Raw genomic sequence first — 25,283 nt, forward strand, 5'->3', positions numbered from 1 at the left:
AATTAGTGGGTGTCCCAGATCTGCCAAGGAAGGCGCGCCTGACACAGCGAGAGACGCAGTGGAAGAAACCTGGTGTTCCCGGGCCGACCGTTTGAATGCGCCGGTATGTCATGGGCATACCTTGCGCTTCGCTGCGAGTCGCTCATATCAGTTGACGGCGCACCGGCCTGCCCGTGGGGGACTAATTAGTGGGTGTCCCAGATCTCCTAAACGTAACAGAACGTAACAGGACATCCACCATTTGCGTGAAGTCGGGAACACAACGACCTCGCCAGCTGACATGGGACTCGCTCGCTTGAGCACATACGCGATGTCTATTGTTGGCTCAGAAATTTGAAGCCCATTACTCACGCAAGACCGGGAGACGCCCTTTCCCCCGAATGAGCTTGCATGCCGCCGCTATAGACGGCTGGCAACTTCTCCCGCCTTACCCATACGCGCGTTGCCGCTTTCTTCCTGCCCCTTTCAACCAATGTTGGCCCACCGCTCTCGCCTTGGCCATCAAGGACTCAACGGTTCCCACAGCCCGCCAGTAATGACTCTCAATGCCCAGCGTCTGGGCATGCCACTTTCGCCCCTGTAAACCTAACTGATTCAGGATTGAAGGTGTTTCTGCGGCAATCGCGCCACGCTTCCCTTCTCGGACTACCCGACCGCTCCAGTCCAACAGTTCCAGGTAGTCGACTGTTCGCGGAACTAGGGTCGGCGCCAGCAATATACCGGCCATAGGACGCAGCCTCGCCTGCAACGAACTCGCCCTTGTCTGAGTGTGCTGCAAACGTTGGCGAATGGAGGTGTGGTCTGAACCCACGAGATCGGTTGCCACCCCTGCCCGAATCGGGTTCAGGTCAACGTAGGCCATGCAGCTCAGAACCGCCTGTTCGTCCAGCAACGCTTGGCATTTGAAGCGCCCCTCCCAGAAGCGACCAGTGCAACCGTCTTCGCGATTGGCTTGACGGGCAATCGGCTCGTTCAGGCAACGCATGAACCACGACAAGCTGCCCAGACGGCTACGCAGCTCTGCCATGTGTTCTGGATCACCTTGCAGACGTCGTACCTTTTCTTGGCACAGCTCTTCATCGACAGCTTCGTTCACACGCACCGGAAACACGCGCACCCAACGCTCGGCCACTTCTTCATCTGACCAAGCCTCCGCAATCTGTGGGTCCACATACAACACGACATGCACATGGTTGCTCATCACAGCATATGCGTAGAGTCCCACCGCAAAGCACTCGGTCAGAGCCAGTAGACGCTCTTCCACCCAAGCTTTGCGGTGCTCGAAAGAGCGCCCGCTATAGGCATCCTCTCCGCAAAGGAAAGCACGCCTGACACAGCGAGAGACGCAGTGGAAGAAACCTGGTGTTCCCGGGTCGACCATTTGAATGCGTGGGTATGCCATGGGCATACCTTGCACTTCGCTGCGAGTCGCTCGTATCAGTCGACGGCGCACCGGCCTGCCCGTGGAGGACTAATTCGTGGGTGTCCCAGATCTGTCCCAACACACACCGCCGAAACGAGTCAGCATTCCGAGATCAGCCGGGTCGTTTAACTACCCCGTCCCCTTATCGCACACACTTTGCGCTTCGTTGCGGGTCGCGTATATCAGTCAACGGCGCATGGAACTGCCGGTGGAGGGCCAATTCGTGGGTGTCCCAGATCCGCCAACGAATTCGTGGGTGTCCCAGATCCGCCAACGGCGCATGGAACTGCCGGTGGAGGGCCAATTCGTGGGTGTCCCAGATCTGCCGCGCCAGATCTGCCGCAGATCTGCCGCCTCCTCATCCTATGCAAATTACTCCATCCGCTGATCGATACTTTCAAGGACGCCTACGATCCTATTCAAAGTTTCGTTCATTTCTTCAATTTTATTATCCAAATCAGATACCCTACTTTCAACATCATCGATACTATGGAAGCCCGACCCTGCCAAATCGTCGATTTTATTAACTAACGACTCGGCAAATCCTTGATCATTCTTCAGCAATCTGACACCAGCAGCAACAGATACTGGAGAGTCTGCTTTGTGCCCTTTTTCAAACTGCTCGATCTGAGCACAGATGTTTACCTTAGCTGACTCAATGCTATCGGGGTCCGTAATGTCGATCTCTATTGTTCGCACCCCGGAAATATCAAACGGTATCTTATTATTTTTATGGATGACCTGTATGAACGGCTTTCCTGTTGCGTGTCGAATTGCCAGCTCATAAAACACATTCGGATTCCCACCCGTTAAATCGGCAATTACCAAAGGCGACTCAATAACCATGTTAATTATTTGCGATGTTATGAGACCGGCCTTCGGAATTTTATCTGCGCGCAAAGCGCTATACTTGCTTTGTAAAAGAGCTGGCTCAAAGACGTGACGGAGGAGCTTATCTGACCTAATTCTTTCCTCAGAGCCATCACTCCCGATAGGGCAAATTATAAAACAATCTCGCATAAGACAACTCCCCGCTCTTTAAGTGGACCGCCACATAGAAAACTTCCGACACACCTTAATCAGACTGGCCCGCTATATCCTTGACCTCTACACACGAGTCAAACTAAATCATTCGCTTTTGAAATAAGATCTCCAAGAAAATTTGAAATGCCGTTTACATAACGCTGCATTTCCAAGGGAATCTCATCGATAATACCGCCAGCGTGAGTGCCAAAAAACGGAAAATTCTGAAGCGGCGGCTCCACTACTGGAGAGTGCTTTATGGAGTTATTAAGGACCCTACACTCATTTGCATCCGTATAACTTTCGCATGAGCTTAGGTCAATTCCAAGTACCTTATAAGCATCAGACAATTTGTCCCACTGATAGGGGGATTTTATGCCCTCAGGTACAACCGAGTTCTGTATTGCCTTTATTTGCCTGTAAATCTTTCCAAGGAACTGTTCAGCGATCGCCCAAAGCCCGACTACTACCATCTGATCCACAAAAGATGTGACTCGAATAATTTCCAGATCCGCATCCAGTATGGCGGTCGCCAGTCGATTTCTTGCGAGTCCCTCCCAGTCATCGATCGGCCCCGGAGCGTAGCTGTCTTTGTCGATCGTTTCCAGACGAGAATCTATAGCACGGACCTCTTTGTATACGATCTGATGAATACGACAGAAATCGTAAATTCGCCACTGTAGCTCGCCTTGGAGAACCCGACCAACTGCACCCCCGACATTGAAAAGATAAGGTATCGGACCAGATTCATCTCCAGGATATAGGAGTGTCGCCCGCACAGGTTGCCGTCGATTATCGAATTTCATTTCACTTCTTATATTTCGTTGTCAGTCCGGATGGAATCGGATCAGTAAGATGTTGGCGGACTGTTGCATGACTGGCGTCTCGGACTGGGACATTCCTCATTTGAATAAATTCTCGAATACTTTCTTGGAACAAATTTATGCACCCCAAGACCTAATGCGATCGACCAATCTCGAAATCGCTTCCTTCAAGTCCATTCGCTCGTTCATATCACTCGACTGCATGATAGAAGCACATCTTAGCGCCAAGTCGACTTTATCTACAGATGTGCGCGCTATGTACTTACCCCAATAGGACTCATTACTTCTCTTTGATGGGAAAAAATACTCAAGCCTTTCCGGATCAGGCAGCACTTTTTCAAATTTGTAAGCTCGACTAATAAGATCTCCACTTAGATAATTCTCTATTTCCTTTCCAGAGGTTACCCACATGAAGGCCCGCGGATTGGCCTTGATTTGATCGGAAATTTTAACCACCCTATCTTTCAAATCGTCATCATCAGCGCCTCGATCGCTGTCACACAGCATAGCCATATTTGGATTTATCAATAAAACATTAACCATATCAGCAACCGATTTTTCTGGATCAGTTGCTTGGATACGAGCCAACAATGCCCCTCCATAAAATGCGCATATGAAATCTCTTCCTTCTCTCAAGTCTCCATTCGACATTAATTCTATCCATTTATTTATATAAATTGCATCAGAAGGACCTTCAACCCAGATCACACCATTGGATTGAAGCAAGTCGGAAGGCTTGGCCCCTAACTCTCGAACTGCGTTGAGCCTCTCCATATGCGTACCAATTAGAGTCGAATGAGACGATTTTCCATCGTGTTCTATCAAGACAATTTGAGAAATTTCAGACATTCCAAACATATCAAGCGCCACACTAGAATGCGTTGTCAAAAAAAACGATGACCCATTGTCCTTCGAATAGCTTTCTATAAATCCATAAAGTCGTCTGAGCAACGATGGGTGTAAATTATTTTCAAGCTCTTCAAAGGCAAATACACAGCGAGAGAGATCGATATTTTCAATGGCCGGCACAACTAGCATGAATAAAAGAACCAGCAAAACGGTCTTCAGGCCGCTCCCAGACTGACTTAAGGCAACCAACCCCTTCTCTCTTTCTCCCAAATATACTTCCCACTCGCCCCCAAGGTCGTCGTGCTGACGAACCACTATTTCCGAAAAATGTCCATCATGATAAAAAATCTTATTTAATGCCCCTCTAAGCCTTTCAGTTATGAGCTCTCGTTGCAAGCCAGCGCTAGAGCTTGTAATTAACCGCCTAATAATATTAGTCGCACCAGCTCCATTCCCTTTCAGAGACATCCTGATATCCGCCATCTCTCGGCCAATATCCCGATCCGCCATCAAATGGAAAAATTTCTTTCCATGATATGGCAGCGACGCAATTCGCAACATAGGTGAAAGGTCTGTAATTACATTTTCTATGTTTGGCTGAGTTGCACGCATTTGATTTACAAAATCACCCTCCATTTCTATATTCCGCACCTCCTCATTTACAACTTCCCAGGAAACCCTTTTCCCCACGAACGCGACCCCGCAATTGAGCCAATGGTTTCCAGCTATGTTCCCGCCGCTCCGATTCTGAATAAAGACAGATCGCAGCGAGTTCTCGTCCAAAATTCCTTCACATAGAAATTGCGCCGCACCTCCCTTTGGAATACCGGAGCATGCGACATCTACAATTGTCAAAATTGCAGATTTACCAGTGTTATTTTTTCCTATAATTACCGTAATCGGACTTCCTGTGAAGCAGGTTGACCACGCCTCTCTGAAGGCTGCGCCGTCTTTAAGTTTAATATTAAGAACTTCCATAATTCACCCAAAAGAAAGGCGACTATAAGCCGCCTTTATCCATCACATGTCAATTGCTATTAGCCGCATTTACTATACCCACAATTCAAACAAGTCTGACACCCATCCATCAGCACCAGCGCCTGCGTATTGCACTTAACGCACATAGTCGCCCCAGGCGGAAAACCCGTGGATGACTCAGCAGCCGGCTTGGTAGCCTCGGCACTGCCCTGCTTGGGCGCGGGGTTGGCGGCAGCCTCATAGGCCGCGCGCTTCTCGGCAATCAACCGCCGGGTCGACTCATCCATCTCCGGGTCGTGGATCAGGCCGATCATCTTCATATGCTGCTCGATCACCGCGCCGATCTCGGCGACGATACTGGGCATGTAGACGCCGCCGGCCTTGAAGTAGCCGCCGCGGGGGTCGAAGACGGCCTTCATTTCTTCGGCCAGGAAGGTGATGTCGCCGCCTTTGCGGAAGACGGCGGAGATGATGCGGGTTAGCGCCACGATCCACTGGAAGTGGTCCATGTTCTTCGAGTTGATGAAGATCTCGAAGGGGCGGCGCTGTTCGTGCGGGGTGCCGGCGTTGAGAACGATGTCGTTGACGGTGACGTACAACGCGTGCTCGAACAGCGGCGACTTGATCTTGTAGGTGGAGCCGATGAGCGTCTCGGGGCGCTCTACGCTCTCGTGCATCTGGATCACTTCCGCCTTGGGTGCCTCGTCTTTCTTGGGCTGGGCGGGCGTGCTGGCTTGCGCGGCTTTGTCTTCGGGCTTTACGACGTTATAGCCCTTGATCTTCTTTTCGATCTTGATCGCCATGGTGGTGTCTTCTTTTTGAGTGCTTGGCGGTGCCGCGAGGCTTTGGTGTTCTTGGGTGGTGCGGGTGGCGCTGCTACGCCCTTTTAAGAGGCGTGCTTCGCACTACGTATTTCACTGGGTCCCCGCCTTCGCGGGGACGACGGATAGGGGAGGTATTCGTCACCCTGTCGTCGAAGACAATCGGGTCCGGCACCAGGCCGGACCCGACTGGTTACGGCTTACTTGCGACGGGCGGCCTTTTTGGTGGCCTTACGCGCCGTCTTCTTGCTGGCAGTGGACCTCTTTACCGCTTTGCGGGCGGTTTTCTTGCTAGCGGACTTTGCCGCTTTCTTCGGGGCGGCTTTACGGGCCGTCTTTTTGCTGCTGACCTTCTTTGCGGCCTTGCGGGCCGTGCCCTTCTTGGCAACCTTGCGAGCAGTCTTCTTGACTGCCTTCTTGGCTGCCCGCACCTTCTTCACGGCTTTCTTGGCGGCCTTCTTGACTGCCTTCTTCACCGCTTTCTTGGCTGCGACTTTCTTGGTGGCTTTCTTGGCTACCTTCTTGGTCGCCTTCTTCGCGACCTTCTTGGTTGCCTTCTTGGCGCCGGCCTTCTTGGTGGCTTTCTTAGCCGCCTTCTTGGCCGGTGCTGCCTTCTTGGCAGCCGGTTTACGCTTGGCGCGGGCTTTCTTCGGCGCCGGGGTCGAATCGACTGCCGGTGCTTCCGTTGTTGCCGTTGTATCGTTCATTTCGAAATCCAGATCAATTGACATGTGTTCCCCTCCGACGGGTTTTTTTAGTGCTAAACCGTAACTCTACGCAAAGCCGTTACGCGGTAATGATAGCGGTCATGCTCCCCGCTATCAGAATTTGCCGTAATAGCCTTCCTTCAAGGCATCGAACAGATTGGCGGCGGTGTGCATTTCGCCGTCGTACTCCACCTCTTCGTTGCCTTTCAGTTCCACAACACTACCGTCCTCCAATTCGAAGCGGTAGAGGGTGCTCTCAAGATCTGACTCTTTCACCAACACGCCCTGGAACGCAGCGGGGTTGAAACGGAAGGTCGTGCAGCCCTTGAGACCCTGCTTATAGGCGTAGAAGTAGATGTCCTTGAAGTCTTCGTAGGGGTAGTCGGTCGGCACGTTCGCGGTCTTGGAGATCGACGAATCGACCCACAACTGCGCGGCGGCCTGGATGTCGACATGCTCCTTCGGCGAGATATCGTCAGCGGCAACGAAGTACTCCGGCAGCTTGGCCTGGGCATCGTCGGTGAACGGCATCGCGTCGGCATTGATCAATGCGCGATAGGCGAGCAGCTCGTAGCTGTAGACCTCGACTTTTTCCTTGGTCTTGCGGCCCTCACGGATCACGTTGCGCGAGTAGTGATGGGCAAAACTGGGCTCGATGCCGTTGCTGGCGTTGTTGGCCAGCGACAACGAAATGGTGCCGGTGGGCGCGATCGAGCTGTGGTGGGTGAAGCGTGCGCCGGTTTCGGCGAGCTCCTTGACCAGGTTCGGGGCGACTGAAGCCACGCGCTGCATATAGCGGCTGTACTTGGCGTGCAGCACGCGGCCGGTGATGGTGTCGCCGACCTTGTAGCCGTCGGTGACCATCTCCGGGCGCTTGCGCAGCATGTCGCCGGTAACGGTGAACTCGCGCAGCAGGATCGGTGCCGGGCCTTTTTCCTTGGCCAGCTCCAGCGCCACTTCCCAACCAGCCACAGCCATCTCGCGCGACACTTCTTCAGTGAAGGCGACAGCGTCGGCGGCGCCGTAGCGCATCTTGAGCATGGTCAGGGTCGAACCCAGGCCCAGGAAGCCCATGCCGTGGCGGCGCTTGGAGAGGATCTCGTTGCGCTGCTGCTCCAGCGGCAGGCCATTGATCTCCACCACATTGTCGAGCATGCGGGTGAAGACGCGGACCACGTCGCGGTATTCGTCCCAGTCGAAGCGCGCCTTCGGACCGAACGGGTCGCGCACGAAGGTGGTGAGGTTGATCGAGCCGAGCAGGCACGAGCCGTACGGCGGCAGCGGCTGCTCACCGCAGGGGTTGGTGGCGCGGATGTGCTCGCACCACCAGTTGTTGTTCATCTCGTTGACCTTGTCGATCAGGATGAAACCCGGCTCGGCATAGTCATAGGTGGACACCATGATCATGTCCCACAGGTGCCGCGCGCGGATGTGGCCGTAAATCTTGCAGGCGACCAGGCCGTCTTCGCGCTCCACGTAGTTTTCGTGGGTGGGCCATTCGCGCCATACCACCTGGCTGGCGTCGTCGAGAACGACTTCGTCCTTCTCCTTGACGTGCACCGGGAAGACCAGCGGCCAGTCCTGGTCGTGCTCCACCGCCTGCATGAAGCCGTCGGTGACCAGCAGCGACAGGTTGAACTGGCGCAAGCGACCGTCTTCGCGCTTGGAGCGGATGAATTCCTTCACGTCCGGATGGCTGACGTCGAAGGTGCCCATCTGCGCACCGCGGCGACCGCCGGCGGAGGAGACGGTGAAACACATCTTGTCGTAGATATCCATGAAGGACAGCGGGCCGCTGGTATAGGCGCCCGCACCCGACACGTACGCGCCGCGCGGGCGCAGCGTGGAGAACTCGTAACCGATGCCGCAACCCGCCTTGAGTGTCAGGCCGGCTTCGTGGACCTTCTCGAGGATGTCGTCCATCGAATCGCGGATGGTGCCGGACACTGTGCAATTGATGGTCGAGGTCGCTGGCTTGTGCGCGAGCGCGCCGGCGTTGGAGGTGATGCGGCCAGCCGGGATCGCCCCGCGGCGCAATGCCCACAGAAAACGTTCGTTCCAGTGTTCGCGCAGCTCCGGCGTCGCTTCCACATCGGAAAGCGCGCGCGCCACGCGCTGATAGGTTTCGTCGACGCTGCCGTCGACCGGTGCGCCTGACTTCGCTTTCAGGCGGTATTTTTTATCCCAGATGTCCTGCGACGCGGGCTGCAGCGGAATCGCTGCGGCATCACGAACCATGGCTGGTGCACGCACGGTGCTCATCGGCTTCCTGACCTCCCGGTATGACCCGTACCGTTGGTTTCTTCACATCAGCTGAGGCATCGCCGGTGGCCTCCCGGCCCGGCAGCGATACCCGCCTGTCTTCCCTTCCGTACGAAAACCCCTCCCCTGAGAGGTTTGTTGGTCGACACCAGCACTGGGTAGTGAACTGACATCAACACACAATATGTTGTGCTTGCGGACGGAAGTGCAAGTTACCCCTGGTCCGGTGCGAAGTAAAGTGTTTTGAACACCGTCACGTTATCGCCAGGTGCGGGAACCGAACGCGACAGGCAAAGTCGAACCTGCACTTATGCTTCGCCACCCATGTTTTTAAGGAGTCTTCGATGTATCCGCGTCATCGCCGCCTCGCTGTCATATTTAGTGCCGTGCTGGCATCGGTGCTGCCGCTGATCGGCCGTGCTGCACTGCCACCGAGTGTTGACGGGCAACCTTTACCGTCACTGGCGCCCATGCTGGAGAAAGTTACGCCGGCGGTGGTAAACATCTCGACCAAGACCCGCGTAAAGGTGCGCGATCCGTTCTTCGACGACCCGGTGTTTCGTCAGATGTTCGGCCTCAACGGCGGCGCGCGCGAACGCGTGGAGCAGAGCCTGGGTTCGGGCGTCATCGTCGATGCGGCCAAGGGCTATGTGCTGACCAATAACCATGTGGTCGGCGGCGCGGACGACATCTCGGTCACCCTGCAGGACGGGCGCAACTTCAAAGGCAAGCTGATCGGCACCGACCCGGAGACCGATGTGGCGGTGGTGCAGATTCAGGGCACGGATCTGAAGGCACTGCCGCTGGCCAACTCCGATCAACTGCGCGTGGGCGATTTCGTGGTGGCCGTCGGCGACCCGTTCGGGCTGGGGCAGACGGCGACGTCGGGCATCGTCTCGGCGCTGCGTCGCTCGGGGTTGGGCAATTCGGGCTATCAGAACTTTATCCAGACCGATGCCTCGATCAACCCGGGCAACTCCGGCGGCGCGCTGGTGAACCTGCGTGGCGAGCTGGTCGGCATCAACACGATGATCTTCTCGCCCTCGGGCGGCAATGTCGGCATCGGCTTTGCCATCCCCACCAATCTGAGCAGCGAGGTGATGCAGCAGCTGATCGCGCACGGCAAGGTCAGCCGCGGCACGCTGGGCATCGACACGCAGGAGATCACCCCACGCATCGCGCAGGTACTGGGGCTGAAGAGCAGCGAGGGCGTGGTGGTGACGCGGGTGAGCAACGACTCGGTCGCCGACCAGGCCGATGTGCAGACCGGTGATGTGATCACTGCGGTGGACGGCAAACCGCTGCGCAATCCGCAGGACCTGCGCAACGCCGAGGGCCTGCTGCCGGTCGGCAGCTCGGTCAAGCTCACCGTCGTGCGTAGTGGCGCGCCGCGCGACATCACCCTGAAACTGACACCCGAGAAGCTCGCCACGCTCGATGGCGGCAAGCTCGATGCGCGGCTGGTGGGCGTCACCTTCAGCGAGCTGCCGCAGAACCTGCGTAGCCAGGGTGTGGCCGGTGTGCAGATCGCGAGTGTCGCCAAGGGCAGTCGCGCCGAGCAGAGCGGACTGAAGCAGGGGGACATCGTGCTCGGCATCGGCAATCTGCGCGTGACCAGTCTGAACACGATGCAGCGGCTTGCGGGGGTGAATCCGCGGCAGTTGTTGCTGGTGGTGTCGGGGGATGAGGGGACGCGGTACGTGCAGGTGCTTTGAGTTGGGCGTTGGGGGAGTAAGAACCGAATAGCGACTATGGGGAATCTCGAACACTCCCCACTTCGTCATCCCGGCGCAGGTCGGGATCCATCCCTCAGGCTTCGCTCCTCAGACGGCACATGGCAAGCATCCACGCTGAGGAATGGATCCCGGCCTTCGCCGGGATGACGATGAAAACTGAGGCAAAGACCTGGGAAGACGGGAAATAGAGTGCGCCTCATCACTCCCCATCACTCTCCACTACCCCACCGGCTTCACCAAACTAAACGTAAGCACAACTTCCGCTTGATGTTTTCCCCACAGCCGGCTGAAATACCGCGATTCTTCATCAGCCTGCAGCCCTGGAAGGCAACGCGGCGACCACACTCATAACCCTGGGGTTACGCAGCACATGTCATTTCGTCTTGCCCGTTTGCTCTCTCTTGCCTTGATCGGCACCAGCGTCGCCACCGTGGCGTTCGCCGCCGCGGGCCCCACCCTGGTGTGGCGCGGCGATATCACCACTGCACGAGGCGTGGTGACCGATGTCGCCAAGGCCTGGGAAAAGAGCGGCAAGGGCAAGATCGAATTGCAGCCGTTCAACACCGCCTCGGGCCTGGACGCCGTCGCCAAGGGCACGGCCGATCTGGCCGGTGCCGCACGCGGCAGCGCGGGTGGTTCGGAGTCGGAGCTGGCCTTTACGCCGGTGGCCTGGGATGCGCTGGTGATCATCACCTCGCCGTCCAACCCGGTCAGCTCGATCACGCTGCAGCAGTTGCATGACGTGTACTACGGCAAGATCACCAACTGGAAAGACCTCGGTGGCCGCGACGAGCCGATCAATGCCTATGCCGTGGCCAGCCCCGGCGACGGCGTGGAATACAGCCTGCGTCGCCTGATGTTCGGCCGCGGCAATCAGCCGGTGGCCGCGCCGCGTCTGTATGTGAATACGGCCAAGCTCGAAGAGGGCGTCACGCTCGATCCGAAATCATTCGGCGCCACCACGCTGGCGAACGTGCGCGGCAACCCGAAGATCAAGGTGCTGAGCATCGGCGGCATCGCCCCGAACCAGTCGACGATCTCCAGCGGCAGCTATCCGCTGTTTACGCCGCTCTACCTGGTCACCAACAACACCAACCCGAAGGCCGCCGACGTCAAGGAGTTCCTCGACTTCGTGCAGAGCGACAAGGGCAGCGCGCTGCTGCGTGCCCATGGCCTGGTGCCGTATAACGATGGTGCCGCACTGGCCTCGATGGACAGCTCTCGCCGCGCCAAGATTCTTGCCGAAGTCGGTGCACGCGCCAGCGCCGGCAGCGAACAGCCGCTGGTCACCTCGGGCACGGCCGTCGCATCGGCCAAGGCGGCTGCACCGGCCGCTGCAATCGCACAAGCGAAGACGAAGACCGAGGCACCCAAGAGCGAGTTCGCCGCCGTCACCGGCACCTCCGTCTCTACCGCACCGCCGAGCCTGAAGGGCATTCATGGCGATGCGATCACCGTCAGCGACAAGGCTGCGCGCGGCGCGGACTTCGCCAAGGTCACCAGCGAGGTGTACTTCACGCGCGGCAAGCCGGCCAAGGTAGCGATGGAAAAGGTCGCGCCGGCAAAAGCTGCCAAGGCCGACACGCACAAGGTCGCCGAAGCCAAGCCTGCGAAGGCCGCCAAGCCGGTCGTCGTCGCCAAGACCTACAAGGTCAATGCCGGCGAAACGCTGTACTCGATCGCCAAGAAGCACTCGGTCGACGTTGACCAGCTGCGCGCCTGGAACGGCCTGAAGGACAACACCGTGCGCCAGGGCCAGGTGTTGAAGGTCGGCGCGCGCTAAGCGCGACGGCTGGTGAAAATTCTCGCACTGACGGTCGACCTGGACGACACCCTGTGGCCGGTGATGCCGGCACTGGAACAGGCCGACCGCGATCTCGACGCGTATCTGCGTCAACACCATCCTGACGTTGCCCGCGCATGGCCCATCCCGGCCATGCGCGCGCTGCGTGCCGAGGTCGCCGCCGAGCGCACCGACCTGGCCCACGACTTCACCGCACAGCGTCATATCACCATGCAGCGCGCCTTTGCCGCCTGCGGTATCGACGATGCGCCGCTGCAGGCCTTGTGGGATGTCTACTTCTCCGCGCGCAACCGCGTCGAGCTTTATCCGGATGCCCTGCCCGCGCTGGAACGCATCGCCAAGCGCTATCCGGTCGCCAGCCTGACCAACGGCAATGCCGATCTGGAGCTGGTCGGCATCCGTGCGCATTTTGCGTTCCACATCTGTGCACGCGATACCGGCATACCCAAGCCGGACAAGCGCATTTTCCATGCCGCCGCCGAGCTGCTCGGCGCGGCGCCGGAAAACATCCTGCATGTCGGCGACGATCCGGAGCTGGACGTGGTCGGCGCACGCGATGCCGGCCTGCGTACGGCCTGGATCAATCGCCGCCAGCATCCGTGGCCAGGTTTGCTCGGCACCAAGCCCGATCTCGACCTGCCCGACCTCGCGGCGCTTGCCCAATGGCTGGATGCGTAGCGCCCGAGCGCGCATCATGCACACCTGAAAACCCAAGCGTTTTAGGAAGACCATGTCCGCACTGATCGAAGCCAAGTCCGGCGACCGCCACAGCGTCGCCATCGAAACCACCGATGTCGCGCACTACACCACCGCACGCCGCCGCCTGACCGCCGCGCAACGCCGCTGGCTGGCCGATAACGCGTTCGAAGCCAAGCCGGGCAGCGTCGGCCTGCTCAGCGATGCCAACGGCAAGCTGGTGCGCGTGCTGGTCGGTGTGGATGCGAACGATGCGCTCGGTGCGCTGGCCGCACTGCCCAAGCAGTTGCCCGAAGCGGTCTATCACCTGGCCGACGAAGGTGTGCTCGCCGATCGCCGGCAGGCCGCGCTGGGCTGGGCATTCGGTGCTTACGAGTTCACGCGCTATCGCAAGGCCAAGCGCGGCCCGGCGCAGCTGGCGATCCCGGGCGACGATCTGCGCGCGCTGGCGCCGCTGATCGTGGCCACCGCGCAGGTGCGGGACCTGGTCAACACACCAACCGAAGACATGGGCCCGAAACAGCTGGCCGATGCGATCAAGCAGTTGGGCAAGACGTACAAGGGCAAGGTGCGCGAGTGGGTCGGCGACGAACTGCTCAAGGCAAACTTCCCCACCATCCACGCCGTCGGCCGTGCCAGCCATCGCGCACCACGCCTGATCGAACTGATCTGGGGCAAGGCATCGCATCCCAAGCTCGTCGTGATCGGCAAGGGCGTGTGCTTCGATACCGGCGGCCTCGACCTGAAGCCTTCCGACGGCATGCGCTGGATGAAGAAGGATATGGGCGGCGCGGCGCACGCGATCGCGCTGGCCGGTTTGATCATGCAGGCCAAGCTGCCGGTGCAGCTGACCTTGCTGGTGCCAGCGGTAGAGAACGCCGTGGCCGGCAATGCGATGCGTCCGGGTGAAGTGATCACCACGCGTGCTGGCCTGACGGTGGAAGTGGACAACACCGATGCCGAAGGGCGCCTGGTGCTGTGCGATGCGATTGCCTACGGTGTCGAGCAGAAGCCGGAGCTGATCGTCGACTTCGCAACCTTGACCGGTGCGGCGCGCGTGGCGTTGGGGCCCGATCTGCCGGCGCTGTTTGCCAATGGCGATGCGCTGGCCGATGACGTGCTTGCCGCTGGGCGCGCGGTGGACGATCCGCTGTGGCGTCTGCCGTTGTGGCGGCCGTATCGGAAGATGCTCGATTCGTATATCGCCGACTTTGCCAATGCCGGTGCTTCGCGTCATGCGGGGGCGATTACGGCGGCGCTTTATCTGGAGCGGTTTGTGCCGGAGGGTTTGCCCTGGGTGCATCTGGATACTTACGCGTGGAACGATGCCGATCGGCCGGGGCGTCCGCGTGGGGGTGAGGCGATGGGGTTGCGGGCTTTGTTTGGGTATTTGCAAGCGCGGTTCAAGAGCTGAAGAGCTTCCCCCTCACCCCAACCCTCTCCCCCGGCGAAGCCAGGGGAGAGGGGGCAAAAGCGCGCAACGTTGAAAGCTTGCCCCGGTGTACCCCCTCTCCCCTGGCTTCGCCGGGGGAGAGGGCTGGGGTGAGGGGGGCTCTTACCCCACAACCATGACTTTCGGCGATACCTCCACAGCCCTCACACTGCCATCCTGTGTCTTTAACCACGGTGGCCTCCATGACGAACACGCGCCCGACGCTGTCCCTACTCGCTCTCGCCATCCTGTGCGCTGGCAGCGCCTATGCCTCCGACACGCCGACGGTCGATCAGCCGCCACTGAGCGAGCAGACCATCCGCTCCGGCGGCGTCATGCCGGTCGAACAGCAGCGGGTGAATTTCGATCATGCCGAGCTGCATATCGGCGTCGATCCGACGCAGCAAACCATCGATGCCGATGCGCGTCTGACCTTCACGGCAAAGAGCAGCACCGACACCTTGCTGCTCGACCTCGATCACAACCTGCCAATCAGCGCGATCACGCTCGACGGCAAGAAGCTCGACGCCGCCGCCTGGAGCAATCCCGATGGCCGCCTGAGCATCCATCTACCCAAGCCGCTGGCGCAGGGCCGCAAGGTGACGGTGGACGTGCGCTACGGCGGTAAGCCACATGTCGCCAAGCGTGCGCCCTGGGACGGTGGCTTCGTCTGGAGTCACACGCCCGATGGTCAGCCGTGGGTGGCCAGTGCGGTAGAGGGCGAAGGTTGCGATCTGTTCTGGCCGTGCATCGACCATCCGCAAGGCAAACCCGATCTGGTCGATCTCTATGTCACCGTGCCCAAGCCACTGGTAGCTCCGGGTAACGGCAAGCTGATCGAAGTGAAGGACGAAGGTAACAAGCGCACGTATCACTGGCGCGCCAAGCATCCGACCACCTATGCGATCTCGATCAATGTCGGCCCGTTCGAGCTGCTGCAGGGCAACTACAAGAGCCACTACGGCAACACGATTCCGATGCAGTTCTGGTATCTGCACGGCAACGAGGACAAGGCCAAACAGCTGTTCGCCGAATTCCCGCGCATGCTCGATTTCTTCGAGCAGGAAATCGGGCCCTACCCGTTTGGCGACGAAAAGATGGGCGTGGTGGAAACGCCGCATCTGGGCATGGAGCACCAGACCATCAACGCCTACGGCAACGGCTACGCCAAGGGGCCGTACGGTTTCGACTGGCTGTTGCAGCACGAGTTTTCGCATGAGTGGTTCGGCAACCAGGTCACCAATGCCGACTGGGACGATATGTGGCTGCACGAAGGCTTTGGCACGTATATGCAACCGCTGTACGGCCAATATCTCTATGGCGACATGCCGTATTTCGCGATGCTGCAGGACGAGCGCGTCAAGGTGAAGAACGCGTTCCCGGTCGTGGCCGGCCGTAGCCAGTTCGAGCATGAGGTGTACGACGCCGACAAGGGGCCGGCGAACGACATCTACTACAAAGGCTCGCTGATGCTGCACACGTTGCGTGGGCTGATCGGCGATCAGGCGTTCTTCGAAAGTATCCGCCGACTGGTGTACGGCCGCCCGGATCCGAAGCCGGGTAACTTCGCTCCGCATTACGCCAGCACCGGCGACTACATCAAGATCGTCAACCAAGTGACCGGTCGCGATATGTCGTGGTTCTTCGATGCCTATCTGTATCAGGCGAAGTTGCCGAATCTCGATGTGCAGCGTGATGGCGACACCTTGAAGCTGCACTGGCAGCTAGCGGACAACAAGCCGTTCCCGATGCCGGTGGAGGTACAGATCGGCGACAAGGTGCAGACCTTCCCGATGACCGATGGGAATGCATCAGCGCAGGTACCGGCCGGGACGTTGGTGATTGTCGATCCGCGTTCGAAGTTGCTGCGGGAGTTGCCGCATGTGGCTGAGTATCAGCAGTGGCAGCAGAGTCAGAAGAAGAAATAAGTCCGCGGCAGCATCTCTAGAAACACCCTTTCCTAGTCGTCATCCCGGCGAACGCCGGGATCCAGTGCCTTACGCTGCAACATACGAAAGACGCTGGGCCCCGGCTTTCGCCGGGGCGACGATGAAAACTGAGGTTTTTTTAGACGATGCTTCAGTCGCGACCCGCGCTTGTGTCAAGGCGATTTCGTACGCCACTCAGCAGACGAAAGAGCGCGCGCAAGCCACGCACGATCTTCGGCAACAGCCAAACCAACAGAAGCAGAAACAACGCCAGCACCACCAGCATCGCCGCCGGGTGTGCCCACATCAGATACAGCACGCCGATCAGCGAGATGTCCTCGCCAAAGCTCGCCGTCCAGTTGCTTACCGGCTCGGGCGAGGTATTGATCAAGGCGCGCCCGCCAGCCTTCGCCAGATGCGTGCCCGATACGATGGCGCCACCGATCAACGCCGCCGCGACCTGCTCGCCGCCCGGCGCATTCTTGAACACGCCCCAGGCCAGCAAGGTGCCCGCCGGGATGCGAATGAAGGTGTTCACGGCATCCCAGACGCTATCGAACGCAGGGATCTTGTCGGCGAGAAATTCGCCGAGCATCAACACGCCGGAAATACCCAGTACCCAGTAGCTGGTCAGCACCTGCAGGCCTTCCGGCAGCGGCACCCAACCCAGCCGGCCAAGCAGGCCAGCGATAAACACGGTGGCATAAAGGCGTATCCCGCTCCCCAGGGACAGGCCACCTGCCAACGCCAAGCTCTGCAAGGTATCCATGGCTTGGGCTCCCGAGCCGACGCATGGCGCCTACGCTTGCGCAGCGACGCGGTGGCGTCAAGTGGCCCACCCTACGAGCAAAAAAAAGCAGCGCCGAAGCGCTGCCTTTTTTATGCATCTGAAACGGTACTCAGTGCGCAGCAGCGGGGCTGGCGGCCGGCTTTTCCGTATTCACGGCAGCGGTCGTCTCCCAGTCGTGGTCCTTGCCGCCATAAGGCAGCACAGCCGCGGCGATCTTCGGATCGGCCTTGATCATGCCCACTGCGTCGAACAGGATGTGCGCGGTCTCCTGTAGCTGCGAATCCTTCGCCTTCTTGGCATCCTTCTCGGCCTGCAGTTCGGACTTCAGACTGCGCTCGTTCGGGTTCAGACCGTCGTCCAGCGCATCCTGGGCATCGTCACCCGCCACACCGGTGCCGCCGTCGATCGCCTTGTGGCGGGCGCGGAAGTCGGCCTGGATCGCGTCGAGCTGCTTACGCTCGGCCTCGCGCTGGGCAAGGTTGAGCGAGATGGTGGTCTTGTCGCGCATGGTCTTGTACTGCGCCAGCTCGTCGAGCATCAGCTTCCAGCCCGGCGACTTGAGCGCGCGTGCGTCGTGCTTGGCCTGGAGCTGAGTCAGGTACGCCTTGAGATCGGCGACCGGCTTGTAGTCGGCCGGAGCGATCTGCGTCCACTGCAGCGCGTTGTCGTAGGTCGATTCGCCGAAGTCCTTCTCGTCGCCGTTCTTCGGGAACTGGATGTCCGGTGTCACGCCCTTCAACTGGGTCGAGCCGCCGTTGATGCGGAAGAACTCGGCGATGGTCATCTTCAGTTCGCCGAACTGCGGCTTCTCGCTCGGGCTGGTGGCGAAGCGGTCGAGATCGACCAGGTTCTGCACCGTGCCCTTGCCGAAGGTCGGCTCGCCGATGATCAGGCCACGGCCCCAATCCTGGATCGCCGCCGCGAAAATTTCCGACGCCGAGGCCGAGCCACGGTTGGTCAGCACCGCCAACGGGCCACTCCAGGACATGCCGGGGGTGTCGTCGCCCTGCACGTCGATCTGGCCACGCGCATCGCGCACCTGCACCACCGGGCCCTTGTCGATAAACAGGCCGGTCAGCTCGTTCGCCTCGATCAGCGAACCGCCGCCGTTGTTGCGCAGGTCCATCACCACGCCTTCGACACCCTGCGCCTTGAGCTCGCCAAGCAGCTTGGCGACGTCGCGGGTGGCGCTCTTGAAGTTCTTGTCGCCTTCGCGACGCGCACCGAAGTCGGAATAGAAGGTCGGCAGCTCGATCACGCCGATCTTGCGCGAGACGTCGCCGTCCTTGATGTCGATGACGCGGCTCTTGGCGGCCTGTTCCTCGATGCTGACCTTCTGGCGCACCAGGCTGATCATTTCGTGCTTGCCGTCCACGCCCGCATCGGCAGGCAGGATTTCCAGGCGCACCGTGGTGTCTTTCTTGCCGCGAATCTGCTTGACCACGTCGTCGACGCGCCAGCCGATCACGTCGGTCATCGGGCCTTCGGTACCCTGGCCGATCGCCACGATGCGGTCGCCCACGTGCACCTTGCCGGACTTGGCCGCAGGGCCGGCCGGCACGATCTCGCGGATCGCGGTGTATTCGTCACGCGTCTGCAGCACCGCACCAATGCCTTCGAGCGAGAGCTTCATGGCGATGTCGAAGTTTTCCGCCGCGCGCGGGCCGAGGTAATCGGTATGCGGATCGGTGGATTCAGCGTAGGCGTTCATGAAGGTCTGGAACGCGTCTTCGCCGTCGAGCTGGCGCACGCGGTCGATGTAGCCGGCGTAGCGCTTGTCCAGCGTCTTGCGGATATCGTCGTCGCTCTTGCCTGCGAGCTTCAGGCGCAGCCAGTCGTTCTTGGTGCGCTTGCGCCACAGGTCGTCGAGCTCGGCCTTGTCCTTGGGCCAGTCGGCCTTTTTGCGGTCATAGGCGTAGCTCTCGTCCTTGGTCAGGTCGAAGCCCTGCTTGAGCAGGCCGCGCGCGTAGGTCATGCGATCGACCGCGCGCTGCACGTAGAGATTGAATACCGAGAAGGGACCGGACAGGTCCTTGTTCCAGATCGCGTCGTCGAACTGCGTCTTCAGCGGCGCGAACTTCGCCATGTCTTCCTGGGTGAAGAACACCTTCTCGCCGTCGAGACCGTCGAAGTAGGCCTTGTAGATCTTGGCCGACATGGCGTCATCGAGCGGCTGGGCGTCGTAATGGAAGCGCGTCAGGAAGCGTGCCGACAGCTGCGCGGCCTGCGCTTCGGTCAACGTGGGCTTCAGCGGCAACGACGAGGCTTTACGCGGCTGGGCGCTATCGCTGAGATCAGCGGCCGATTGCGCGTGGAGACCGAGGCCGCCCGTCAGGGTGAGGGCGAGCAGGAGAGCAAGCGAAGTGCGGCGAAATTTCATGAGGCCTCTTATTTAGGCGTGCTCGGTGACACCGGCTGCATGGGCCTGCAGGTCGGCGTGATAGGACGAACGTACCAGCGGACCGGAAGCGACGTGGCCAAAGCCCATCGCTTCGCCCGCTTCACGCAGCGCTTCGAACTCTTCCGGCGTCCAATAACGCACCACCGGGTGATGATGCGGCGTCGGCTGCAGGTATTGGCCAATGGTGATCATGTCGACGTCATGCGCGCGTAAATCACGCATGGTCTCGAGCACCTGCTCCATCGTTTCGCCCAGGCCCAGCATGATGCCGGACTTGGTCGGGACGTCCGGATGCTGCGCCTTGAAGCGCTTGAGCAGATCCAGCGACCACTGGTAATCGGCACCCGGGCGCACTTCGCGATACAGATGCGGCACGGTTTCCAGGTTGTGGTTGAACACGTCCGGCGGATAGTCCTTGAGGACTTCCAGCGCACGCTCCATGCGACCCTTGCCGCGGAAATCGGGCGTAAGGATCTCGATCTTGATGTTCGGCGCGGCATGACGCGTGGCGCGGATGCACGCGGCGAAATGCTCGGCACCGCCGTCGCGCAGGTCGTCGCGATCGACCGAGGTGATCACCACGTAGCGCAGACGCATGTCGCGGATGGTCTCGGCCAGGCGTGCCGGCTCCAGCGGATCGGGCGCGGCCGGACGGCCGTGGGCCACGTCGCAGAACGAGCAGCGGCGCGTGCAGACCTCGCCGAGAATCATGAAGGTGGCGGTGCCCTTGCTGAAACACTCGTGGATGTTCGGGCAGGAGGCTTCTTCGCACACCGTCACCAGCGAGTTTTCACGCAGACGGGCTTTGAGCTGCTGCACGGCATTGCCTTGCGGCAGGCGCACGCGGATCCAGCTCGGTTTACGCAGGACGGGCACGGCCGTGTCAAAACCCGCGCGATTGAGCGCGATCTTGTCGTTGCCCAATTGCTTGTCGACCGGTGCACCGGAGACAACGCTGATCGGGATAGCCTTGGAAGGGGTCATTTCGCTCATGTAGACAGGCTCAGACCGCTACGCGAGCGGGGAGTTCGGGGAGAACGGGGGCGGCCGGCTCGGCATCGAAACCGAACTGCCGGCAGAACTCGCCGATCAGCACGTCTTCGACATCCGCCAGCTGCGACGGACCGCCCAAGTCTAGCACCTGAGTGACCGCCAAACCCTTGTAGCCACAAGGATTGATGCGGTGAAACGGTTCCAGGTCCATGTTGACGTTGAAGGCCAGCCCGTGGAAGCTGCAGCCGCGCCGCACGCGCAGGCCCAGCGCGCCGACCTTGGCCCCGCCGACATAGACGCCCGGAGCGCCTTCGACGCGCTCGGCGACGATGTTCCAGTGCTCCATGGTGTCGATCAGGGCCTGCTCGATCTTGCAGACCATCTCGCGCACGCCCACGCCGGCCCGGCGCAGGTCGATCAGCGGATACCCCACGATCTGGCCCGGCCCGTGATACGTCACCTGCCCGCCCCGATCCACCGGGACCACCGGGATATCCCCCGGCATCAGCACGTGCTCCATCTTGCCGGCCTGGCCCAGGGTGAACACCGGATCGTGCTCGAGCAGCCAAAGTTCGTCGATCGTGTCGCTATCGCGCTGGTCCGTGAACGCTTTCATCGCGTTCCAGGTCGCCTCGTAGGGCTGGCGGCCGAGGCGGCGAATTTTTAGGGGCAAGGACATGGGGTGGCCTGAACCGGGGATTGGCTTGATTTGAGGTCTGGGGCTGACGGATGCAAGGCCCGGCTGGGTAAACAGTAAATGGTCAATGGTAAACAGAAAGAGCAAGAGCCGGCGGCCCTTGCTCTTCCCATTTACTGTTTACTGTTAACCATTTACCGCTCTTACAACGTCGTCCGAATATCCGGATCGTCATGCAAAGCCTTGCGCGCCTCGTCGTACTGCTCGCGCGTCTCGTAAAAGGCGCTGACGGTGACCGAGGCGTAGTTGCCCTTGTCGGTGGCGCGGTAGCGCACGGTTTCGTGGTCGACGCGCACGCCGACCCGGAGCAGGATTTCCGGCACCTTCACGGTCAGCTCTGCGCTGGCGTTGCCGATGGCGGTGATGTCGTGTTCGCCGGGAAATTCGAAGCCCTTGCCGCCTTCGGCCTTCAGGTCATCGATGCTGATATCGCGCATGGTGCCGCCCTCCGCTTTACTTTGTCTCGGGTTTCTTGTCGCTATGGAACCACAGCATGATGCTGTCCCACAGGCGCGCGAAGAAACCGCCTTGCGGCGCGTCGTTCAGCGCGACCAGCGGCACGTTCTGCACCGGCTGGCCGTCGAGCGTGACGCGCAGGGTGCCGATCTGCTGGCCCTTGGTGAAGGGTGCGATCAGCGTGGCCGGGATGTCCATCTCGGCCTTGAGCTTGTCGTAGTCGCCGCGCTTGACGGTGACCAGCACGTTATCGGTCACGCCGATCGGCAGCTGGTTTTCCGTGCCCTTCCAAAGCTTCGGGGTAGCCAGCGGCTTGTTGCTGTCGTACAGCTTGTGGGTTTCGTAGAAACGGAAGCCGTAGCTGAGCAGCGCCATGGCGGCATCGGCGCGCGCCTTTTCGCTGCTGGCACCCATCACGATGGCGATCATGCGTGCGTCGCCCTGCTTGGCCGAGGCGGCCAGGCAGAAGCCGGCGGCGGCGGTATGGCCTGTCTTGATGCCGTCCACGCTCGGGTCGCGCCACAGCAGCAGGTTGCGGTTGTGCTGCTTGATGCCGTTCCACTCGAAGTCCTTGATCGCCGAGATGGCGTAGTCCTCGGGGAAGTCGTGAATTAGCGCGCGCGAAAGGATCGCGATGTCGCGCGCGGTGGTGTAGTGATTGGAGATCGGGTAGCCCGACGCATTCTGGAAGTTCGAATTGACCATGCCCAGCTGCTTGGCATAGGCATTCATCAGGTTGGCGAAGTTGCCCTCGGAGCCGGCCGTATGCTCGGCCAGCGCGATGGCGGCGTCGTTACCGGACTGGATGATCATGCCGTAGAGCAGGTCTTTGAGCGTGACCTGGCTGTTGAGCTGCATGAAGCTGGTCGAGCCGTCGGTCCCCGCACCACCGCCACGCCAGGCGTTTTCGCTGATGGTGACCTTGTCTTCCATGTGAACCTTGCCGTTGGCGACCTCGGCCGACACGACGTAATCGGTCATGACCTTGGTGATCGAAGCAGGCTCGACGCGTACGTCGGGGTCCTTGGAGGCGAGCACCTGGCCGGTGGCGTAATCCATCAGCACCCAGCTCTTGCCTTCCACATCCGGCGGCGGCGGCACCGGCGCATCGGGCACCACCGGACGCGGCACCGGTGTGGGGTGCGGAACCTGCGGAGTCGGGGTCGGCGTCTGCTGGGCGAAGGCGGTGCCGACAACCAGGGCGGCGACGGCAAGCGAGGAAAGGGTACGGCGCAGAAGGCTCATCGTGATCTCTTGAAATCCTGAAAAAGGTGAAGCGATATCGGGGGAGCGACTTTTGAAAAATCTCACAACCCTCCTCATCCCGGCGCAGGCCGGGATCCAGTGACTTTGCAGCTGGTTGTCGCGAGAGTCATCAAGGATTTGCTCTACCGCGAAAACCACAAACCGAAGCCACTGGATCCCGGCCTTCGCCGGGATGACGAGGTAGAGGCGGTTGTCAGAGGTTTTCGCTCCAACAACCGTACCATCGTCACTCCGCCGCCCTATGAGGCGGCAATTGCATCAGTCTACCGCGACCTGCGGCCTGGGCAGACCCATGGTTTCAATCTGAGTAGTGATCTGGTCAGCTGAGTCCACGTCGCTGATCGGCCCCAGCCGCACGCGGCGCACCGCGCGACCGCCGATCTGGGCGTCGATCACCTGTACCGGGGCCAGATTGGCCGCGCGCAGCTGCTGCGCGACACGCTCGGCGTTGGCATTGTCGGAGAACGCGCCCACCTGCAGAAAAATGCCGGGTTTGGGTGTGCCGGCTATCACTGAAGGCGCCGGCGGGGGCGGCGGCAGGTCGGGCTCGCCGGGCACCAGCGCGCGCACTTCGACCAGGCCGGTGCCCTTGGGCCATACGCCGATCTTTACCGCCGCCGCATAGGACAGGTCGATGATGCGGTTTTCATGGAACGGACCGCGATCGTTGATGCGCACCACCACGCTCTTGCCGTTTTCCAGGTTGGTCACGCGCGCATAGCTCGGAATCGGCAGAGTCTTGTGCGCCGCGCTGAACTTGTACATGTCGTAGTCCTCCAGATTGGAGGTCTTGAAGCCGTGGAACTTGTTGCCGTAGAACGATGCGATGCCACGCTCGACGTAACCGCTGGCGCTCGGCAGCACGCTGTAGCTGCGCCCCAGCACCGAATACGGCGACTTGTTGCCGTACAGCGAGCGCGGCTCGTTTTTCGGCGTCGGCTCAACCAGCTTGCTCAGGTCCGGCGGCGGACCAGAGGGCACGCTATCGTCGCTGTCGCGATAGCGGCTGCTTTGCGACTTGCTGATGTCGTCACGGAAGCCGCCACTGCTGCTGCCACTGCTGCCCCCACTTGAACTGCTGCGTGTCGTCGACGACGAAGACGCTTTGCCTGGGCGGGTCTTGCCGCCGCCGCAACCGACCAACAATACGAGTACCACCAGAACTGCCAGTCCGCGCAGCAGCTTCATCAATGAGCTTCTCCCCCATGTACCCCGTCGGCGATGGCCTGTGCCAGCTGATGCACCGACAAGGCATAGAGCGGACTGCGGTTGTAGCGTGTGATCACGTAGAAATTCTGGAAGGTGAACCAGTATTCCTTGCCATTGGCGCCATCGAGCGACTGCAGGCTGGTCATCTGCCCGGGGTTGAGCTGCTTGAGCGGTGCGTAGCCCCATGCCTCCAACTGCTCCAGCGGCCACTGCGGCGTGGAATCCTTCACGGTGATCGGCTTGGCGTGCGCATCGGGCTGTGCCTGCTCGGCGACCGGGCCACCTTCGACCCAGCCGTGCTTGGCAAAATAATTAGCGACACTGGCCAGGATATCGGGCAGCGAATTATGCAGATCGATATGCCCGTCGTTGTCTTCGTCCACGCCGAAATCGCGGATGCTCGAGGGCATGAACTGTCCCCAGCCCTGCGCACCGGCATACGAGCCCACCAGCGTATCGACCGGGCCGGCGAGATGATTCTCGGGCAAGGTCAGCAGCACCTTGAGCTGATCGCGGAAAAACGCCTGGCGCGGCGGGTAATACAGCCCCAGCGTGACCAGCGCATCGAGCACCTTGTACTTGCCCGTAATACGCCCGTAGGAGGTTTCCACACCGACGATGGCGACGATGTATTCCGGGGCGACATGGTACTTGTGCGCGATGCCTTCGATCAGCTCGCGATGCTCGCGATAGAACGCGATGCCGTCACTGATGCGCTTGTCGGTGACGAAGATCGGACGGTAGTCCTTCCACGGCTTGGCTTCGGCCGGGCGGCTGATCGCATCGAGAATGCTCTGCTGCTTCTTGGCGCCATCGAGCAATGCGTTCAGCGCCTTCGGGTCCTTGCCCGTCTCCAACGCTATCTCTTTGACCAGCTTGTCCTGGCCGGGGTGCGTTTCAGCGGCGACGACGCTACTGACGAAAAACGCAGCGAATGCTGCCAGACGGAAAACACGATGTGGGACAGACGTCATTGTCATGGGCTACT

Annotated in this window: 20 protein-coding genes; 5 read left to right on the forward strand and 15 right to left on the reverse strand. The window is 60.1% G+C overall.

Annotated features, from left to right (window positions below; genetic code table 11):
* Positions 1–427: 427 nt before the first annotated feature.
* From ACZ6WW_RS20290 to ACZ6WW_RS20320, 7 genes are all read right to left on the reverse strand, one after another.
* Positions 428–1,402 (reverse strand): transposase, encoded by a 975-nt coding sequence (locus tag ACZ6WW_RS20290; RefSeq protein ID WP_465275813.1) that lies wholly within the window; start codon positions 1,400–1,402, stop codon positions 428–430.
* Positions 1,403–1,795: 393 nt separating this feature from the next.
* The gene (locus ACZ6WW_RS20295; protein ID WP_465275814.1) at positions 1,796–2,443 is read right to left on the reverse strand and encodes a hypothetical protein; all 648 of its coding nucleotides are present in this window, start codon (positions 2,441–2,443) and stop codon (positions 1,796–1,798) included.
* A gap of 98 nt (positions 2,444–2,541) precedes the next feature.
* Entirely contained in the window at positions 2,542–3,252 is a 711-nt protein-coding gene (locus ACZ6WW_RS20300; RefSeq protein ID WP_465275815.1) for a hypothetical protein, read from the reverse strand.
* 135 nt (positions 3,253–3,387) lie between these two features.
* A complete protein-coding gene (locus ACZ6WW_RS20305) occupies positions 3,388–5,097 on the reverse strand; it encodes an ATP-dependent nuclease (protein WP_465275816.1) in 1,710 nt (569 codons plus the stop codon).
* Positions 5,098–5,156: 59 nt separating this feature from the next.
* Positions 5,157–5,900 (reverse strand): TSCPD domain-containing protein, encoded by a 744-nt coding sequence (locus ACZ6WW_RS20310; RefSeq protein ID WP_465275817.1) that lies wholly within the window; start codon positions 5,898–5,900, stop codon positions 5,157–5,159.
* Positions 5,901–6,118: 218 nt separating this feature from the next.
* Positions 6,119–6,649 (reverse strand): histone, encoded by a 531-nt coding sequence (locus ACZ6WW_RS20315; RefSeq protein ID WP_281851801.1) that lies wholly within the window; start codon positions 6,647–6,649, stop codon positions 6,119–6,121.
* A 90-nt stretch (positions 6,650–6,739) separates the two neighbouring features.
* Positions 6,740–8,887 carry an adenosylcobalamin-dependent ribonucleoside-diphosphate reductase gene (locus ACZ6WW_RS20320; RefSeq protein WP_281851800.1) on the reverse strand — a complete coding sequence of 716 codons (2,148 nt, stop codon included), beginning with the start codon at positions 8,885–8,887 and terminating at the stop codon, positions 6,740–6,742.
* A gap of 344 nt (positions 8,888–9,231) precedes the next feature.
* On the opposite strand from ACZ6WW_RS20320, the gene ACZ6WW_RS20325 reads away from it, so the two are divergent.
* The 5 genes from ACZ6WW_RS20325 to ACZ6WW_RS20345 all read left to right on the forward strand — a co-directional run bounded on the left by ACZ6WW_RS20325 (position 9,232) and on the right by ACZ6WW_RS20345 (position 16,483).
* On the forward strand, positions 9,232–10,602 hold the full coding sequence (locus ACZ6WW_RS20325) for a Do family serine endopeptidase (protein WP_465275818.1): 1,371 nt from the start codon (positions 9,232–9,234) through the stop codon (positions 10,600–10,602).
* 391 nt (positions 10,603–10,993) lie between these two features.
* On the forward strand, positions 10,994–12,406 hold the full coding sequence (locus ACZ6WW_RS20330) for a LysM peptidoglycan-binding domain-containing protein (RefSeq protein ID WP_281851798.1): 1,413 nt from the start codon (positions 10,994–10,996) through the stop codon (positions 12,404–12,406).
* 12 nt (positions 12,407–12,418) lie between these two features.
* A complete protein-coding gene (locus ACZ6WW_RS20335) occupies positions 12,419–13,105 on the forward strand; it encodes an HAD family hydrolase (protein ID WP_465275819.1) in 687 nt (228 codons plus the stop codon).
* 52 nt (positions 13,106–13,157) lie between these two features.
* Positions 13,158–14,537, forward strand: a complete 1,380-nt coding sequence (locus ACZ6WW_RS20340) for a leucyl aminopeptidase family protein (protein ID WP_465275820.1) — start codon at positions 13,158–13,160, stop codon at positions 14,535–14,537.
* A 221-nt stretch (positions 14,538–14,758) separates the two neighbouring features.
* Positions 14,759–16,483: a M1 family metallopeptidase gene (locus ACZ6WW_RS20345; RefSeq protein ID WP_465275821.1), complete on the forward strand. Its 1,725-nt coding sequence runs from the start codon at positions 14,759–14,761 to the stop codon at positions 16,481–16,483.
* 151 nt (positions 16,484–16,634) lie between these two features.
* Here ACZ6WW_RS20345 and ACZ6WW_RS20350 read toward each other — a convergent pair whose 3' ends face one another.
* The 8 genes from ACZ6WW_RS20350 to mltB all read right to left on the reverse strand — a co-directional run bounded on the left by ACZ6WW_RS20350 (position 16,635) and on the right by mltB (position 25,275).
* Complete coding sequence (locus ACZ6WW_RS20350; RefSeq protein WP_465275822.1) at positions 16,635–17,252, reverse strand: DUF4126 domain-containing protein; 618 nt, start codon at positions 17,250–17,252, stop codon at positions 16,635–16,637.
* Between the two features lie 130 nt (positions 17,253–17,382).
* Entirely contained in the window at positions 17,383–19,653 is a 2,271-nt protein-coding gene (locus ACZ6WW_RS20355) for a carboxy terminal-processing peptidase (protein WP_465275823.1), read from the reverse strand.
* 12 nt (positions 19,654–19,665) lie between these two features.
* Entirely contained in the window at positions 19,666–20,667 is a 1,002-nt protein-coding gene (gene lipA, locus ACZ6WW_RS20360; protein ID WP_465275824.1) for a lipoyl synthase, read from the reverse strand.
* A 10-nt stretch (positions 20,668–20,677) separates the two neighbouring features.
* Positions 20,678–21,346 (reverse strand): lipoyl(octanoyl) transferase LipB, encoded by a 669-nt coding sequence (lipB, locus tag ACZ6WW_RS20365; protein ID WP_281851791.1) that lies wholly within the window; start codon positions 21,344–21,346, stop codon positions 20,678–20,680.
* Between the two features lie 161 nt (positions 21,347–21,507).
* A complete protein-coding gene (locus tag ACZ6WW_RS20370) occupies positions 21,508–21,801 on the reverse strand; it encodes a DUF493 family protein (RefSeq protein ID WP_281851790.1) in 294 nt (97 codons plus the stop codon).
* A 16-nt stretch (positions 21,802–21,817) separates the two neighbouring features.
* Positions 21,818–23,065 carry a D-alanyl-D-alanine carboxypeptidase family protein gene (locus tag ACZ6WW_RS20375; protein WP_465275825.1) on the reverse strand — a complete coding sequence of 416 codons (1,248 nt, stop codon included), beginning with the start codon at positions 23,063–23,065 and terminating at the stop codon, positions 21,818–21,820.
* A gap of 279 nt (positions 23,066–23,344) precedes the next feature.
* Complete coding sequence (locus tag ACZ6WW_RS20380) at positions 23,345–24,274, reverse strand: septal ring lytic transglycosylase RlpA family protein (RefSeq protein WP_465275826.1); 930 nt, start codon at positions 24,272–24,274, stop codon at positions 23,345–23,347.
* The gene (gene mltB / locus ACZ6WW_RS20385) at positions 24,274–25,275 is read right to left on the reverse strand and encodes a lytic murein transglycosylase B (protein WP_465275827.1); all 1,002 of its coding nucleotides are present in this window, start codon (positions 25,273–25,275) and stop codon (positions 24,274–24,276) included. Before mltB ends, ACZ6WW_RS20380 begins: the two co-directional genes overlap by 1 nt.
* Positions 25,276–25,283: the final 8 nt, after the last annotated feature.

The sequence above is a fragment of the Dyella sp. NPDC103356 genome (assembly GCF_055584465.1).